This is a genomic window from Chromobacterium sp. LK11 (assembly GCF_001043705.1).
In the GTDB taxonomy this organism is placed as follows: Bacteria; Pseudomonadota; Gammaproteobacteria; order Burkholderiales; family Chromobacteriaceae; genus Chromobacterium; species Chromobacterium alkanivorans.
In genome coordinates, this window is sequence record NZ_LDUR01000001.1 from 17,036 (window position 1) to 34,090 (window position 17,055).

The following is a 17,055-nucleotide window of genomic DNA, read 5'->3' on the forward strand; positions in this document are numbered from 1 at the left end:
CGGCGGGCGGCGGCGCGGGATCTGGATTGAACCGGCGCGGGCCGATTTCGAGTGCGGCGGCGGTCAGGCGAACGCTCCGCCGCCGCGCCTCGGCTGTATGGCCGGAACGCGTCGCCGCGCTCCGGACCGGCCGCGCCCGCGGGCGCGGCCTTGCTCGCGTCACACCGCCACGCTGGCCTCCGGGTCGCACATCAGCTGCCGCAGCTTCTTCGACACGGTGAACTGCAAGCCGGAAAGCTTGCTGTACACCTTGCCGTCGGCGCCGTGGACGATGACGTCGGCCAGCAGAGTGGTCGCGGTTTGCGCCGTGACCGCCATGCTCAGATAGAAGGCCTGGTCGAAAGCCAGCGGCGCGTACTGCCGCCACTCGGCGATCTGCAGCGGCAGCCCGGCCTTGTCGGACTGCGACATCAGCCAGACCAGCGGCGTTTGCAACGCCACGTCCGCCAGGTAGGGGTTGAAGGAGTTCACCGGAAACTGCCCCTGTCCGGCCGCGGCGGCCAGCCGCCCGCCGGCTTGCAGGCCCTGGCCGTCGAGACGGAACAAGGTCTGCACGCCGCGGAAGGCCGGGCCGTGGAACAGCCAGGCGCCGTCGCGCATGTCGCCGTACAGCGGCGGATGCTCCAGCGGCGCGCCGGTGGGCGCTTGCGGTCCGTCCGCCGGCTGCTCCGCCGCCAGCCGGCTCATGGTCACCCGCGCCTGGTAGCGGTTCAGCGCGGCGCCGTCCACCTGGTTGAAGATGCTCACCTCCAGCGTGTGGCGGTCGCCGTTGCCGCCGGCTTCGGCCACCGGCCGCAGTTCGGCGATGAAGCGCTTTTGCTCGCCGGCGTCGAACACCACGCCCTTGAGCACGCGGAAGTCCGTCAGCGTCTCCAGCCGGTAGCCGGGCAGCAGGTCTTCGCACAGCTGCACCATCCAGCCGGCCGCGGCCGTGGCCGGCAGCACCGGCTGCCCGCCCACCACGTGGTCGGCCAGGAAACCGTTGACGGCCGGGTCCAGCTCGCGCTCCACCCGGGTCAGCGCCGGCAGGGTCTTCTGCTTGCGCCCCACCTTGTAGCTGCCGCCGCCCACGATCACCTGCGGCACCAGGCCGGCGGCGAACTCGTCAACGAAGAACTGCGCGCCGACCGAGGTGGGGATGATGGCCAGGCCGCGGTCGGCGTAGGCCTTCTTCAGCACGTCGTTGACCATGCCGCTGTCCCACGGACCCCAGTTGATGCTGCGCACCTGCTGTTTCGGGTACAGGGTCTGGTACAGATAGGCGAACTTGTTCAGCGCGTCGTTGGCCATCGCGTAATCGGTCTGGCCGGCGTTGCCGAAGAAGCCCGACACCGAGGAGAACAGCACCAGATGGCGCAGACCATCCGGCTTGACCGCCGCCAGCAGGTTCTCCAGCCCTTTGACCTTGGTGTGGAACACCGAGCGGAAATCGGCCGGGGTCTTTTTCTCGATGCGCTTGTCCGCCAGATTGCCGGCGCCGTGGATGATGCCGCGGATCGGGCCCAGCTGCCGCTGCGCCTCCGCCGCCGCCCGGGCCACGTCCTTGGCGTCGCCGATGTCGCAAGCCAGATAGATGGCCTGGCCGCCGGCCTGCTCGATGCCGGCGATGGTGGCGCGCACCTCGGCCAGTTGCAGCACTTCCTTGAGCAAGGCGTCCACCTTGACCGGGGTCACCGTCTCGCCTTGCTGTTGCAGATGGCGGATGGCGCGCGCCTTGAGCTCGGCCAGCTCGCCGCCGCCCTCCGCCCATTCCGGCGGCGGCGCGTCGATGCGGGTGCGGCCCAGCAGCGCGAAGCGGGCCGGATAACGCTTGGCCAGCGCGATCACGCACTCGGCGGTGATGCCGCGCGCGCCGCCGGTGACCAGGAACACGGTCTTGGCGTCGATATTGGCCACGGCCTGAGGGTCGGTCGGCGCTGCTTCGAAGCCCAGCGTCATCCGCTCGCCCTTGACGCCGCGGCCCACTTCGGCCACGTCGGACTGCACGTCGCGCAGCTCTTCCAGCAGCATCGCCGCGATGGCGCCCTTGCCGCATTTGGGATCGAAATCCACGGTGCGGCAGAACACGTCTTCCCACTCGATGTTCAGCGCCTTGCTCAGGCCGCTGACGCCGGCGGCGGCCACCGGGAAGGCGGCGCGCCGGGCGGTGCCCAGCTCGCCGTCCAGCTGGCTGGCCACGAAGAAGCACGCGCGGCCCGGGCCTGGCTGCGTCAGCGAGGGCTGCAGCAGCTTGGCCAGCAGGAACAAGGCCTGAGCGGTGTCGTACTCGGCCGCGGCGAAGGCGTTGGCCAGCGATTTGACGTTGCCGGCCGGCGCTTGCAGATGGATGAAGCCGCCCACCTGGCCTTCGGCCACCGCGATGCGCGACAGCACGTCTTCCAGCGCCAGTTCGTCGGCGCGTTCCAGCACGTAGTCGTTGACGTGCTTGATCGCCTTGCGCTGGCCCTTGGCCTGCTGCCACTTGAACACCAGCCGCGCCACCTGCTGGCCGTGGGCCAGCAGCTGTTTGGCCACTTCTTCGCTTAAACCCTTGCCGTCGTCGGTCAGCAGCCAGAGCCGGCCGGCGGCCAGCTCCAACAGGTCCGGCTTGGGCAAGGCCTGTTTCCGCGCCTGGAAACGATGGATGGACGCGGTTACCGTATGGGCATCACTTACAGGGGATTGCTGAGCGAGGGCAGATGCCGTCTCCCGGGGCTCAGCTAGGGATTTTTTTGCTGCGGTGTCCTCCACGGCTACGTCGGCGACCAGTTTCTTGGTCGACGACACCACGCCCAGCTGACGCAGGGGCTTGGCCTCCGCCGCCGGGGTTTCGTGCAAGGCCGGTTCGCTGGAGACCGGGGCCGGCGCGGCGGCCGGAACCGGAGCGGCTTCGGCGGCCGGCGCGGCGGCGCCGCCCTGCTTCAGTTCGGTCAGCAGTTCGGAAATGGTCTGCTTGAAGAAGCCGCCCATCTTGCGGATGTTGCTGAAGGCGTCGATGTCGAAGGTTTCCATGTCCTTCTGCTTTTCCATGTCCTGGAAGTGCGGCACTTCGGCGGACAGCTGGTCGAACATGGCGCCGAAGATTTCCAGGCGCTTGATCGAATCGATGCCCAGGTCGGCCTCCAGATCCATTTCCTCATTGATCATGTCGGCCGGGTAGCCGGTGCGATCGCTGACGATGGCGATCAGCTGCTTGATCAGGTCGGCCTCGGTCAGGGCTTCGAAGCGCTGGATCAGCGCCTGGTCTTCGGCGCTGATCGCGGCGGCGGCGGGCGCGGCGGCTACAGCGGCGGGGGCGGCGACCGGGGCCGGCGCGGCTGCCGGAGCCACGGCTTGCGGGATTTCCTGCAGCGTCGGCTTGGGCGCTTGCACCTCAGCCGCTTGCGCCGCCGGAGCGGCGACGACGACGGGCTGCGCCAGAGGCGCGGCCGCCGGCAGTTCCACCGCGGCGCGCGGCGTCGGCAGGCTCACTTCCAGCGGGGCGCGCTGTTGCAGGCGGGCCGTCACCTGGCCGCCGCGAGCGGCGACGTCGCCGCCCAGCAGGGCTTGCTGGTTGTCGAAGTAATGCTCGTGGTTGACGTGGTAGAGCTCCTGGTTCTTGTCCAGCAGCTGCAGGCTCTGGCCCAGGCTGGCCACCACTTCGGTCAGTTGCTGGCTGCCCTGGAATTTCTCCAGCAAGGTGTATTGCTTGGTCATCAGCGAGTCCAGCAGCTGAATGTAGTCCTTCTGATTCAGCTGGAACTGCTGGTGCACCTGGCTGAGCATGTTCTGCGCCTGGATCTGCGCGTCCAACACGCTCAATACTTCGTTGTCCGAGCTACTGCGTTGCATGATTCCCTCTCCGCTTATGACATGAACGGGCGCCAGCCACATCATGTCGTCCCTGTTGTCGACCAAAGTTTCCACCACTACCGTACTATCCCGCTCCGTCTCCGGCGCCCGCGGCGGCGAGCTGGCGGCGAGCCGCTCGTCGATGAAGGCGTCGATGACGCGCGTATCCTTGCGCATGGCGTGCGCGCGGCGCTGCTTGGCTTTCTCCGAGTAGAAGAAACCGCCGCTCATTGCGTAAGTCAGCGCCTTTTTCTTAGGCTCGGCCGCCAGCGGCAGGGCCGCCTGCGGATCGGTGGAGCTCAGCTCCACGCCCTCCACCGCCAGCCGCGCCAGCGCGCGCTTGAATTGCAGCGCTTCCTCGCCGTTGGCGCTGGGGTTCAGCGACACCACCGCGTGCGGCTTGTCCTTGAGGATGTCCGCTACCAGCTTGCCCAGAATGCCCTTGGGGCCGATCTCGATGAACAGGTAGCCGCCCTGCTGATGAATGCGTTCTATGGTTTGCTGGAAGCGCACCGGGCTGACCAGTTGGCCGATCAGCGATTGCTTGATCTTGGCCGGGTCGTCGGCGTGACGCTCGCCGCTGGCGGTGGAGTACACCGCGGCCTGCGGCGCCTGGAACGGGATGCCGGCCAGGCTGGCCTCGAAGGGCGCGCAGGCGTGGCGCACGAAGTCGGTGTGGAAGGCCGCCGACACCGCCAGCACCTGGCTGCGCACCTTGCGCTCGTTCAGGAATTCATGGGCCTGGCGGATGATGTCGCTCGCGCCGCCGAACACCAGCTGCTGCTGCGAGTTGTAATTGGCCACCACCAGCTCGGGGAAGCGCTCCAGCACCGCGCTGGCCTCGCTCTCCGGCAGCGAGGCCGCCAGCATCGCGCCCGGCTCGCCGCCCGGCACCGGGCTGGCCACCGCCGCGCCGCGCGCCAGCGAGGTCCGGTAGAAGTCCTCGTCGCTCAACACGCCGGCGGCCCACAAGGCGGTCACTTCGCCGTAGCTGTGGCCGGCCAGGAAGTCCGCACGCAGGCCCAGGCCGCGCAAGAGCTTGTAGTAGCCGGCGCTGATCGCGCCTATCGCCGGTTGCGCGGTGCGGGTCTGGGTCAGTTCCGCCATCTGGCGGTCCGCCGTCTCCGCGTCGAAGGCCGGCGGCGGGAAAATGGCCGCGGACGGCAGCGGCAGGCCGTCGGCGTGCGCCGCCGCGTCCAGGCCTTCCAGGGTTTCGCGCATCGCCGGGTAATCGTTGGCGATGTCGCGGCCCATGTTCACGTATTGCGCGCCCTGGCCGGGGAACAAGGCCACCACGCGGCCGGCCAGCGGCGCCGCCTCGCGCTTGTAGTAAATGCCCAGCGGATGTTCCCAGTCCTGATCCGGGCGCGCGCGCAACAGCTTGATCGCCTCGTCCAGCAGGCCGGCCGCCTGTTCGGCGGAGGCGGCGACGAAGGCCAGCCGCGCGGAGGCGGCCGGCGCGCGCGCCGCGGCGCCTTGATGCAGACGGAATTGATAGCCGGCGTCTTCGGCGCGGAAAGCGGCCAGTTTGTGCTCGGCCAGCGCCAGCAGCTGTTCCGAGCCGTCAGCGTGCAGCAGCACCACTTCCGGGCGCAGATTCAGGCGGAAATCGCCCTGCGGCCGCGCCTGGTGCTCTTCCATGATGGCGTGGTAGTTGGTGCCGCCGAAGCCGTAGGCGCTTAAGGCCGCGCGGCGCGGCGCGCCGCCCACCGGGCTCAGCCACGGCCGGCTGTCGATGTTGACGTAGAAGGGACTGGCGCTGTCCGCCAGTTCGCGGCTGGGCTGGCTGACGTTGATGGTGGGCGGCAACACCTTGTGATACAGGCTGAGCGCGGCCTTCATCATCGCCGCCGCGCCGGCGGCGCAGCGGGTATGGCCGATCTGCGACTTGACGCTGCCTATGGCCACCGAGCCGGGCTGAGCGCCGCCGGCTTCGAACACCGCGCGCAAGCTCTTGATCTCGGTCTCGTCGCCGGACTGGGTGCCGGTGCCGTGCGCCTCCACCAGCTGGATCTCGGCCGGCGAGATGCCGGCGCGCTCGTAGGCGCGGCGCATCGCCTTGACCTGGCCTTCGTGACGCGGCGCGAAAATGCTCTTGGCGCGGCCGTCGCTGGACGCCTGCAGCGATTTGATCACCGCGTAGACGCGGTCGCCGTCGCGCTCGGCGTCTTCCAGGCGCTTGAGCACCAGGAAGCCGACGCCGTCGCCCAGCATCATGCCGTCCGAGGATTCGTCGAAGGGGCGCGACAGATTGCTCTTGGACAGGGCCGGAGTCTTGCTGAAGCACAGGAAGGAGAAGATGGAGTTTTCCAGGTTGACGCCGCCGGTCAGCACCACGTCGCAGCTGCCGTCCACCAGTTCGCCCACCGCCGCCTTGATCGCGGCCAGGCTGCTGGCGCAGGCGGCGTCCACCATGTAAGAGGTGCCGCCCAGATCGAAATAGCTGGCGATGCGGCCGCAGGCGACATTGCCGAGGAAGCCGGGGAAGCTGTCCTCGTTCCATTCCAGATATAAATGGTTGACGCGGTCTATCACCTCGTCGGCCACCGCGCCGGGCAGGCCGGCGTGGTTCAGCACCTTGCGCAGATACGGTTCCTGCTGGCGGAAGGCCAGCGAGAAGGAGGTGTTGCCGTTGCCGGCGCCGCCCAGGATCACCCCCACCCGGTCCTTGTCCACCGGCAGCGCGTCGTCGCCCACCAGCCTGGCGTCCAGCATCGCCTGCTTGGCCACGTGCAGCGCGAAAATCTGCGCGGTGCTGATGGACTCCAGCATCAGCGGCGGCAGTTTGAATTCCACCGGATCGAAATCGATGGCCGGCACGAAGCCGGCGCGGTGGCCGTAAGTCTTGTCCGCGGCGCTCGGGTCCGCGCTGTAATAGTCTTCCTTGCGCCAGTACTCATCGCCGTTCTTCTGGTCGATGTCGGTCAGGGAATCCTTCTTGTCGACGATATTGGTCCAGAAATCGTACAAGGTGGCCGCATCGGGAAAGTGGCTGGCCATGCCCACAATCGCGATATCCACCGTGCCCGGTCCTATCCTGCTCGATACGGTCTTGCTCATTGCTCCTCCCGCGGTGAACCTGCTGTTTCGCATCATTCGCTTGCCGCCGCGCACCAACCGGGAAGCGCAATCGCCGGCCGCACGGCCAGGGTCGACTGCCTTTCTTTAAATCCGGTCCCGCACGCAAAGCCTGGATCGAATTCGCGTCCGGCCAAACCGCCGCACGCGCCTGCTGCCTATTACCCAAACCACATCAAAAACCGCGCTTTAAAGTTGACAAAATCTTTACAACTCAAACTGTCAAATCCGGTTTTGGAAAATTATGACGTTGAAATCTTAGTGTTTCCTTAGGGCTTTCTTGCAGTTGACTGATTTACCTCCACAGTTCTGGAGAAAAATATATACAGAACAAACTAAGTCATTGATTTTCAATGTGTATCCTTATTGACACACCAATGCCAAAGTCATTATTTTTTAGTAAATCCATTACTGAAAAATAAAATTTCCGCGCTGAAAAAAGAAAACTGAGGGGAATCTGAGCAGACAATAAGAACAGTGCCTTATCGGCGCGGCATTCAAATTCAATGCCCAGACTAATACCAGTGGTATTAATACTAGGGAAAACCCGTACCTCGCCGTCGCCTTAAAAGCGGCTGACAAAATCAGTTTCACGGCCGAGGCAAGGCGCGCCGACGCTGGCGGCACTTGAGTACGGCAAGTCGGCACAATGCAGCATCAAGGGTTTGTCGGCCGCTGTTATTACTGCTTCCCCGCGCTCAGAAAACCCTAAGCAGGAATAGGCATACTGCCCCCATTTCATCCCGGAGACAGTCATGCCCCAGTCCACCCATCCCCCCCGCCGCCCCGGCGCCGACGCGGAGGCCTGACCATGGTCTCCCTCGCCCGCGCCTCGCTGATTTACGAGTGGCGCCGCTTCTTGCCCGCGGTGCTGGCGGTGGCCTTCGCCGGCCTGCTGGTCCAGGTGCAGCTCAGCCTGCTCTTGGGCATGTTCAGTTCGGTAGGCGTCTACATCGACCGCTCCAGCGCCGATCTCTGGGTCGGCTATCCGGCCACCCAGAGCGTGGACCTGGCGCGGCCCATTCCCGGCAAGACCGAGAACAATCTGTGGGCGCACCCGGAAGTCACCTCGGTGGAGCGCTTCACCTGGACCATGGCGGACTGGCAACGGCCCGGCGGCGGCAAGCTCAGCGCGGTGCTGATCGGCATCGACCCGCGACCGCAGGCGATGACCTTCGCCACCCTGCTGACCCCGGCGCTGCGCCAGGAGCTGACGGTGCCCAGCACCGTGCTGGTGGATGAGAGCGATCTGGAAAAGCTGGGCGTCAAGATAGGCGACTACGCCGAGCTCAGCGGCAAGCGGGTGCGCATCGGCGGCACCGTCAACGGCATGCGCGCGATGGGCGGCGCCAATATCCTGACTTCGCTGAACACCGCGCGCCGCATCGACCCCAATCTGCGCAACGACGCCACCGACTACTTCCTGGCGCGGCTGCGCGATCCCAGCCGCGCCGAGCTGGTGCGCGACCAGCTGCAGCCGGCGGGCAGCTTCAAGCCCTTCCAGGTGTGGACCGCCGAGGAGTTCTCCATCCAGTCCCAGGTGTACTGGCTGTTCGAGTCCGGCGCCGGCTCCGGCTTCCTGTTTTCCTCCGCGCTGGGCCTGCTGGTCGGCATCGTCATCACCAGCCAGACGCTGATGGCCGCCATCGTCGCCGCGCTGCGCGAATACGCCACCCTGCGGGCGCTGGGAGTGTCTTCCTCCTCCTTGCGCGCCGTGATCCTGGAGCAATCGTTCTGGGTCGGCCTGGCCGGCCTGGTGATCACCGCCGTGGTCGGCGCGCTGCTGGTGGTCGCCGCCCGTCACGCCCACATCGCGCTGGAAGTGCCGGTGTGGGGCTGCATGGCCACCGGCACCCTGGTGCTGGGCATCGCTCTGCTGTCCGGCCTGTCCGCGCTGCGCGCGCTGAACCAGGCCGAGCCCTCTACCCTATTGCGATAAGGAGACTTTCATGTCCGCCTCCCCCGCCATCGTCGGCGAAAACCTGAACCGCTCGTTCAGCAACGGCAAGACCGAGCAAACCGTGCTCACCGATATCTCGCTGTCCATCCTGCCCGGCGAGCTGACCCTGATCATCGGTCCGTCCGGCTCCGGCAAGAGCACCTTGCTGTCCGTGCTCTCCGGCCTGCTGCCGCCCAGCTCCGGCCGCGTCACCGCGCTGGGCATGGAACTGACCCGGCGCTCCATCGAGGAGTTGAGCCGCTTCCGCCTGGAGCATTGCGGCTTCGTGTTCCAGGGCTTCAATCTGTTCGCCTCGCTGACCGCGCTGGAAAACGTGCTGCTGCCCTTGAACTACGGCCCCAAGATCGCCAAGCCCGAAGCCGAAAAACGCGCGCAGGAAGCCCTGGAGCTGGTGGGCCTGGGCCCGCGCGCCAAGCTGCGGCCGATGGAGCTGTCCGGCGGCGAAAAACAGCGGGTCGCCATCGCCCGCGCTCTGGTCAAGCGGCCCAAGCTGATGTTCGCCGACGAGCCCACCAGCGCGCTGGACAGCCACAACGGCCAGGTGGTGATCGATCTCTTGCACCAGATCGCCCAGGAACAAGGCACCACGGTGCTGGGCGTGTCGCACGACAATCGCCTGATCAAGCACGCCGACCGCGTCATCACCCTGGAAGACGGCCAGGTGGTCAAAGACCTGCGCGTCCATAACACGCCGATGGAGGTAGCATGAGCAGCCCTATTCCCAAGACCCCGCTGCGCCTGGGCCCGCTGCTGGCCTTGAGCCTGTTGCTGGCCGGCTGCTCCGAGCCGCCGCCTCCGGCGCCGGTCCAGCAATCGCCGTGGGCCGCCATCGCCAAGGGCCGCGTCAGCATAGAAGGCGGGGTGATCAATATCGCCGCGCCGCGCGCCGGCATCATCCGCGAGGTGTCGGTGGAGGAAGGCGCCGAGGTCAAGCCCGGCGCGGTGCTGGCCCGCATCGACGACCGCGAGGCCAATCTGGCGATGAAGGTGCGCGAGCAGGAACGCGACGAGGCGCGGCAGGAGTTGGCGCTGACGCAGGTCAAGCACGCCATCGCCCAGCGCGAACTGCAGCGCGTGTCCGCGCTGAGCGGCGACGAGGTGGTGTCCAAGCAGGAAAAGGACAATGCCCGCGACCAGGTCAAACTCAGCGCGTCCGAGCTGGCCCGCCAGCAGGCGGCGGTGGCCACCGCCGACGCGCAAGTGGCGGCCAGCAAGCTGGAAGTGGACCAGCACGTGGTGCGCGCGCCGCTGGCCGGCCGCATCATCCGCCGCCAGGCCCGCCCCGGCGACGGCACTTCCACGCTGAACGTGACGCCGCTGTTCATGTTCGCCCCCAACGGGCCGCGCATCGTCCGCGCGGATCTGGAAGAACGCTACGTCGGCTCGGTGACGCCGGGACAGGCGGCCGAGGTGACGCTGGAGGCGGACGAAACCAAGGTCTACAAGGCCAAGGTGCTGCGGCTGGGCCAGGTGTTCGGCAACCGTCCGGACAACGACGACCCCAATGAGAAACAGGATGTGCGGGTGATCGAATGCGTGCTGGCGCTGGTGGACGCGCCGGAAATCCGCATCGGCCAGCGGGTGCTGGTGCGCATCGCCCGACAAGACAAGGCGGGCAAGCCATGATGCGCGCGATGCGACCGATCGCCCTGCTGCTGACCCTGGCGCTCGGCGGCTGCGCCGGGCTGGAACCCTCGCGCCCGGCGCCGGCGCTGCCGGAGCGCTACGGCCAGACCCTGCCCGGCCCCGGCCCGGACGCCCAGGCCTGGGACGGCTTCGGCGACCCCGGCCTCGGCCAGTGGATAGCCGCGGTGCGCGAGGGCAACACCGATCTCGCCGCCAGCCTGGCGCGGCTGGACGCCGCGCGCGCCGAACTGGGCGTGCTCAACGCCGACCGTTATCCCAAGCTGGACTTCGAGCAATCGGTGGAACGGCGCAAGCTGTCCAAGTTCGACCTGGGCGAAGTCGGCGAAGACACCGCCAACCCCAGCACCCGCTACAACACGCGGCTGGCGCTGGGCTATGAAGTGGACTTGCGCGGCCGGGTCAGCGCCGCGGTGCGCGCCGGGCGCGCCGACCTCAAGGCCAGCGGCGGCGACCGCGACGCGCTGGGCCTAAGCCTGGCGCGGCAAACCGCCGAGCTGTGGCTGACGCGGGCGGAGCTGGCCGCCGACATCGAACTGCTCCGGGAAGCCGCGCGGCTGCGCCAGCGCCTGCTGGCCGGCGTCGCCGCCAAGCGCCGCGTCGGCCTCGCCAGCGGCAAGCAGCTGCTGGAGCCGGACAGCGAGGCCAGCGAAGCCGCTCGCCTGGTCGCCCAGCAAGGCGACGCGCTGAAGCGGGTGGAGCGCAGCCTGTGCCAGCTGGCCGCCAGGATGCCGGACGCCTGCGGGCTGCCGCCGGCGCGGCCGCTGCGCGAGCTCAGGCTGCCGGAAGTGGGCGGCGAGCTGCCGGCCCGGCTGCTGCAGCGCAGGCCGGACCTGGGCGCGGCCCAGGCGCGCTACGACGCCGCGCGCGCGCGCATCGACGAAGCCGAAGCCGCCCGCTGGCCGTCGCTGACCCTGAGCGGCGGCCTGGGCATCAGCGCCGGCAGCTGGTCCGGCTTGCGCGGCAACAAGGTGCTGCACTGGTCGCTGCTGCCGCAGCTGGACATTCCGCTGTTCGACGCCGGCAAGCGCCAGGCCGAGGCCCAGCGCGCGCGCTCCGCCGCCGCCGAGCAATACGCGGCCTGGCGCGGCGCCGTCACCCGCGCCGTGTACGAAGTGGAAGACGCGGCGGCCGCCGCTCATTTCGCCAAAACGGATCAGGAGGCCAGGCAGCGCCAGTACCTGGACGCCAGCCGCCGCCTGCGCGCCGAGCGCGACGCGCGCGGCGTGGGCCTCAGCGACGGCCAGGCGGAATGGCGCGCGCAACTGGCAGAGCTGCAGGCGGAACAAGGCGTGCAAGGCGCGCGCCGCCAACAGCTGCTGGCGGCGGCCAATCTGATCGCCGCGCTGGGCGGCGGCTGGGAGGGCGCGGATCAGGCCGCGCCTTGAACGTCCGCTTGCGATGCGCCGCGCCTGACGCGGCCGGATCGCAAGCGGGCTCCGCGCATCGGCAAGGCAGAAACCCGGCCGGCTCAGGCCGGCCGCGCCCCGCGCTCCGCCAGCGGCGCGGCGCAGCGCGGCAGCCGGATTTCCACGCCCAGGCCGTTGCCGTGCAAGCCGTCGGTCAGCAACAGGCTGCCGCCGTGCAGCTCCACCACCCGCTTGACGATGGCCAGCCCCAGGCCGCTGCCGGTGACGGTATTGTCCGGCAGGCGCACGAAGCGTTTCAGCACCTGCTCGCGCCATTGCGGCGCGATGCCCGGCCCGTCGTCCAGCACCGCCAGCCTCAGGTTGGAGAAACTCTCGCTCACCTCCACATTGATGGACGCGCCGTCCGGGCAGTAGCGGATGGCGTTGTCCAGCAGATTGTCCAGCAAGCTGTCCATCGCGCTGGCGTCGCCGCAGCAGGCCGCCGTCTGCGCGCCGTCGTAAGCCAGGGTGATGTCGCGCTCCATCGCGCGCGGCACCTGCCGCGCCAGGGCCGCGCGCGCCAGCGCCGCCAGGTCGAAGGCCAAAGGCAGCACCCGCGCCGACTCCGCGTCCAGCCGCGACAAGGTCAGCAGCTTGCCCACCAGTTCGCCGCTGCGGCCTATGCTGACGTCCAGCATCGCCGCCAGCGCCGCCCTCTCCTGTTCGGATTCCGCGCGCGCCAGCAGGTGCACTTGCGCGCCTATCGCCGCCAGCGGCGTGCGCAGCTCGTGCGCCGCGTCGGCGAAGAAGCGTTGCTCGCCTTCGCGGAAGGTCGCCAGCCGCGACAGCAGCTCGTTGACGGAATTGAACACCGGCCGTAATTCCTGGTATTCGGGATCGGCGCAGGCCAGCGGCGCCGTCGACTGCACGTCGCGCGAGGTGATGGTGGTGGCCAGCGTCGCCAAGGGCTGCAGGGCGCGGCCGTAGCCGACCCGCAGCAGCAACATGATGATGGGCACCGCGGCGATCAGCGGCAGCAAGAAGAAGATCAGGATTTCGGCCTGCACCCGCTGCACAAAGCTGCGCGCGATCGCCAACTGCACCCGGACCTCGTCCCCGCTCGCCGTCAGCATGCGCCAGCGGCCCTGGTTGGCCGGCGCGCCGCCGCTGGGCGGCTGCTCCAGTTCCGGCCAGGCGCCGGACACCGCCAGCAGGCGCTGCCGCTTGTCGACGATGCGATAGGCCAGCTCGTTCTTGGCCGGCGGCCTTTCGCTGTAGCCGTGGCCGAACTGGCCGATCAGCTGATCGACGACGCGGGCGCGCTCGCTCTCCTTGATGTCGGCGCTGTAGACGGTGGCCAGCGTGCGCGCCAGCCCGCGCAGATCCCCGTCCAGATAACCGGAGCCCACCCGGGTCACCTCCCAGTAAAACCAGGCGAACAGGACCAGCCATACCGCCAGTATGGTGCTCAGGCTGGTCCATAACAGCCGCCGGTAGAGCGAGCGCCGCGCCAGCGAGGGAATGATCATGCCGGCTTGGGCAATAGATAGCCGACGCCGCGTATGGTGCGGATCCAGTCCGAACCCAGCTTGCGCCGCAGATTGTGGACATGCACTTCCAGCGCGTTGTCGGACTCGCAGCACAGGTGCTCGACCAGATGCTCGCGACTGACCACCTTGCCGGCCTTGCGCACCAGTTCAAACATCAACGCGAACTCGGACGGCGACAAGGCCACCACCGCGCCGCTCATCGACAGCTCGCGGGTGTCGGCGTTGATGCACAAATCGCCGATCTGCCAATTAGCCGACACGAAGCCGCTGCTGCGCCGGGTCACCGCCTGCAGCCGGGCCAGCAGTTCCGGGATGGCGAAGGGTTTGACCAGGTAGTCGTCGGCGCCGTTGTGCAAGCCGGCCAGCCGGCTCTCCAGCGCGTCGCGCGCGGTCAGAATGATCACAGGCAGCGTCGATCCGTTGCCGCGCAGCTCCTGCAGCAAGTGCAGGCCCTCGCCGTCCGGCAAGCCCAGATCCAGCAGCAGCGCGTCCTGCGGCTCCTCGGCCAGAAAGGTGCGCGCCTCCTTCAGCCGCCGCACCCAGACGGTGCGAAAACCGGCCTGGCGCAGAGCCTGTCCCAGCGCCTCGCCCAGCGCCAGATCGTCTTCCACCAACAGTATGTTCACGACATTTACCCGCCGCAGATATGATGTCGAAATCATGCCAGAGCGACCTGGCAAAAGCTACCGCGCCGCCTCAGTCCTGAGCCTGCAACAGATGATCCAGCGACAGCACGTCGCCCAGCCGCCGCAGGGCCTGCAACTCCTCGCGATGCTCGCGCGCCAGCTGCTCCGCCAGCGCCTCCCCCTTGGGCTGCAGCCGCACTTCCACGCAGCGGCGGTCTTCCCGCCCCGGGCTGCGCGCCACCAATTGCTGCTGCTCGCAGCGGCTGATCAGGCCCACCACGCTGTGGTGGTGCGATTGCAGCCGCTCGGCCAGCTCGGCCACCGTGGCCCAGTCGCGGCCGGGGAAGCCCTTGATCTGCAACAACAGCAGATACTGCAGCATGGTGATGCCGTGGCGCTGCGCCGCCTCCTCGCTGAAACGCTGGAAGCGGCGCAAGCGGTAGCGGAAATCCGCCAGCCGTTCAAAATCCTGCTTGGAAAAACTCGGGGGCTCGGACACGCGGCTCTCCTCGTCCGGCTCAGCCGTCCAGCAAGGCGCGGTAGCACACCGGCGAAGCCAGCTCCCCCGCCTCGATGCGTTCTATCTCGTCCAGCTTGTCGCCCAGGAACTGCGCCAGGGCCTGCGCCGGCTGGCGCTCGCCCTCCTGCGGCACATACAGCAAGGCCAGGCCGCCGCGCCGGCTGGCTTTCCACAGCGGCCACCAGCGCTGCGGGTTCGCCGCCAGGTCCGCCCAGTACACCTCGCAGAACGTGGACCAATGCCGCTCGTCCTGGCGCAGCCATTTCAGCAGGCCGGGCGCAGGCGCCACGCCCTTCAGCCAGTGGGCGGCGTCCAGCCCCTGGCGCGGCAGGCCCTTGGGCCAGTTTTCTTCGATCAAAAATGCGTTGTCCAGGCCCGGCCGGTATTCGTTCACCGGCAACAGGCGAATTTTTGCGTCCATTGCGTCACTCCTGGTTTCATCTGGCGGCGGAAGCGGTGCGGCGTCGTCAGAAATATCGCATTACGATATTTAATGGTCAAAAAAAGGCGGCCGGGCCGCCAGTTTGGCCGCGGTGACTTCACCGCGGCCGCGTGCCGCTACAACGCGGCCTTGAAGATCGCGCAAATCTCTTCGTGGCTGGCCTGGATCGGATTGGTCAGGCCGCAGGCGTCCTTCAGGGCGTTGGCGGCCAGCTCAGGGATATCCTCTTCCTTGACCCCCAGCTGGGTCAATCCGGCCGGAATGCCTACGTCGGCCGCCAATTGGCGTATGGCGGCGATCGCCGCTTCCGCGTTGGCGGCCACGCCCAGCGCCGCGCCGACGTCGGCCAGCCGCTGGCCGGCGGCCTTGGCGTTGAAGACCTGCACATGCGGCAGCAGCACCGCGTTGCACACCCCGTGCGGCAGATCGTAGAAGCCGCCCAACTGATGCGCCATCGCGTGCACATAGCCGAGAGAAGCGTTGTTGAAGGCCATGCCGGCCAGGAACTGCGCGTAAGCCATCTGCTCGCGCGCCTCCATGTCCAGGCCGTTGCGCACCGCGCGGCGCAGATGGCCGGCGATCAGCGTCACCGCCTTCAAGGCGCAGGCGTCGGTGATGGGGGTGGCGATGGTGGAGACATAGGCCTCCACCGCGTGGGTCAGCGCGTCCATGCCGGTGGCCGCGGTCAGCCCCGCCGGCATGCCGGCCATGGTTTCCGGATCGTTGACCGACAACACCGGCGTGGTGTGCTTGTCGACGATGGCCATTTTGATGTGGCGGGACTCGTCGGTGATGATGCAGAAGCGGGTCATTTCCGAGGCGGTGCCGGCGGTGGTGTTGATCGCCACCAAGGGCAGCTGCGGCTTGGCGGACTTGTCCACGCCCTCGTAGTCCTGGATCTTGCCGCCGTTGGCGGCCACCAGGGCGATGCCCTTGGCGCAGTCGTGCGGCGAGCCGCCGCCCAGCGACACCACGGCATCGCAGCCGTGCTCGCGCAGCAGCGCCAGGCCGGCGCCGACGTTGGCGGTGGTGGGATTGGGGTGCACGCCGTCGAACAGCACGCTGGCGATGCCCGCGTCGCCCAGCAGTTCGGTGACGCGGCCGGCCAGCCCGGTTTTCACCAGGCCGGTGTCGGTCACCATCAAGACCTTGCGGTAGCCGTAGCCGCGCATGGTTTCAACGGCTTGTTGCAGACAGCCCGCGCCCATCAGGTTGACGGAGGGGATGAAGAAAGCGCTGGTGGCCATGGCAACTCCTGTTCTTAAGACATTTGTCATAAGCGCAGTATGCGCAATTTGGCCGATGCGGCATTTGCCTCACATCAAAAGATGTCCAATCGCGCCGCTCACTTGTGCGGCAACACGTCCTGCGCCAGTTGGACGATCAAGGCGCCGAAGCCGTCCCACATGATCTGCACCCCCAGGCACAGCAGGATGAAGGCGGACAGCCGCAGGAACACCACCGAACCGGTCTGGCCCAGGTAGCGCAGCAGCTTGTCGGCGTGGCGGTAGCACAGATAGACCAGCACACTGCACACCAGCACCGCGCAGCCGCCGGCCAGCGGCGAGATCGCGTATTTGACGATGCCCTTGCCGGTGTCGGTCAGCGAAGCGCCCATGGTGATGGCCACCGAGATCGAACCCGGCCCCACCGTCAGCGGAAAGGTCAGCGGGTAGAAGGCGCGCTGCTTCAGCGCATCGTGGTTCTCCGCCTGGATGGGCTGATCGGTGGAGGTGGGGCTGCTTTCCGGCGGCGCGTCGTTGAGCATGCGCCAGGCGGCGAAGGTGATCAGCAGGCCGCCGGACAATTGCACCACCGGCAGCGACACGCCGAAGAAGGACAGCACATAGCCGCCGGTGAACATGCTGCCCAGCAGCAGCAAGGCGCAATACATGGCGATGCGGCGCGCCAGATAGCGGCGCTGCTGCGGCGTATTGCGCGCCGTCATCGAGATGAAGATGGGCACCAGTCCCGGAGGGTTCATGATAGGCAGCAGGGCAGCCATCACAAACAGAAACTTTGTTATGAATATTGTCAGCAACTGCATGAATGACTCCGAAACCATCGAATTCAGAT

The 17,055-nt window shown here is 67.7% G+C and carries 11 protein-coding genes; 4 read left to right on the forward strand and 7 right to left on the reverse strand.

Going from position 1 to position 17,055, the window contains the following annotated elements; translation table 11 throughout:
- Positions 1-159: 159 nt before the first annotated feature.
- Positions 160-6,870 (reverse strand): type I polyketide synthase, encoded by a 6,711-nt coding sequence (locus tag VK98_RS00055; protein ID WP_048412082.1) that lies wholly within the window; start codon positions 6,868-6,870, stop codon positions 160-162.
- Positions 6,871-7,699: 829 nt separating this feature from the next.
- On the opposite strand from VK98_RS00055, the gene VK98_RS00060 reads away from it, so the two are divergent.
- The 4 genes from VK98_RS00060 to VK98_RS00075 are packed head-to-tail and all read left to right on the forward strand — an operon-like array spanning position 7,700 to position 11,880.
- Positions 7,700-8,827 (forward strand): ABC transporter permease, encoded by a 1,128-nt coding sequence (locus VK98_RS00060; RefSeq protein WP_048412083.1) that lies wholly within the window; start codon positions 7,700-7,702, stop codon positions 8,825-8,827.
- Positions 8,828-8,837: 10 nt separating this feature from the next.
- Positions 8,838-9,557 carry an ABC transporter ATP-binding protein gene (locus VK98_RS00065; RefSeq protein WP_048412084.1) on the forward strand — a complete coding sequence of 240 codons (720 nt, stop codon included), beginning with the start codon at positions 8,838-8,840 and terminating at the stop codon, positions 9,555-9,557.
- A complete protein-coding gene (locus tag VK98_RS00070; RefSeq protein WP_048412085.1) occupies positions 9,554-10,474 on the forward strand; it encodes an HlyD family secretion protein in 921 nt (306 codons plus the stop codon). Before VK98_RS00065 ends, VK98_RS00070 begins: the two co-directional genes overlap by 4 nt.
- A gap of 8 nt (positions 10,475-10,482) precedes the next feature.
- Positions 10,483-11,880 (forward strand): efflux transporter outer membrane subunit, encoded by a 1,398-nt coding sequence (locus VK98_RS00075; RefSeq protein WP_197082916.1) that lies wholly within the window; start codon positions 10,483-10,485, stop codon positions 11,878-11,880.
- Positions 11,881-11,963: 83 nt separating this feature from the next.
- Here VK98_RS00075 and VK98_RS00080 read toward each other — a convergent pair whose 3' ends face one another.
- The 6 genes from VK98_RS00080 to VK98_RS00105 form a co-directional block, all read right to left on the reverse strand.
- Positions 11,964-13,370: an ATP-binding protein gene (locus VK98_RS00080; RefSeq protein WP_048412087.1), complete on the reverse strand. Its 1,407-nt coding sequence runs from the start codon at positions 13,368-13,370 to the stop codon at positions 11,964-11,966.
- Positions 13,367-14,017: a response regulator transcription factor gene (locus VK98_RS00085; RefSeq protein WP_048412088.1), complete on the reverse strand. Its 651-nt coding sequence runs from the start codon at positions 14,015-14,017 to the stop codon at positions 13,367-13,369. The genes VK98_RS00080 and VK98_RS00085 overlap by 4 nt, the downstream gene beginning before the upstream one ends.
- Positions 14,018-14,087: 70 nt before the next feature.
- Positions 14,088-14,516: a MarR family transcriptional regulator gene (locus VK98_RS00090; RefSeq protein WP_048412089.1), complete on the reverse strand. Its 429-nt coding sequence runs from the start codon at positions 14,514-14,516 to the stop codon at positions 14,088-14,090.
- A gap of 19 nt (positions 14,517-14,535) precedes the next feature.
- Positions 14,536-14,958, reverse strand: a complete 423-nt coding sequence (locus tag VK98_RS00095) for a DUF488 domain-containing protein (protein WP_053077148.1) — start codon at positions 14,956-14,958, stop codon at positions 14,536-14,538.
- Between the two features lie 137 nt (positions 14,959-15,095).
- Positions 15,096-16,226 (reverse strand): L-threonine dehydrogenase, encoded by a 1,131-nt coding sequence (gene yiaY / locus VK98_RS00100; protein ID WP_048412090.1) that lies wholly within the window; start codon positions 16,224-16,226, stop codon positions 15,096-15,098.
- A 98-nt stretch (positions 16,227-16,324) separates the two neighbouring features.
- Positions 16,325-17,044: a MarC family protein gene (locus tag VK98_RS00105; RefSeq protein ID WP_369700237.1), complete on the reverse strand. Its 720-nt coding sequence runs from the start codon at positions 17,042-17,044 to the stop codon at positions 16,325-16,327.
- Positions 17,045-17,055: the final 11 nt, after the last annotated feature.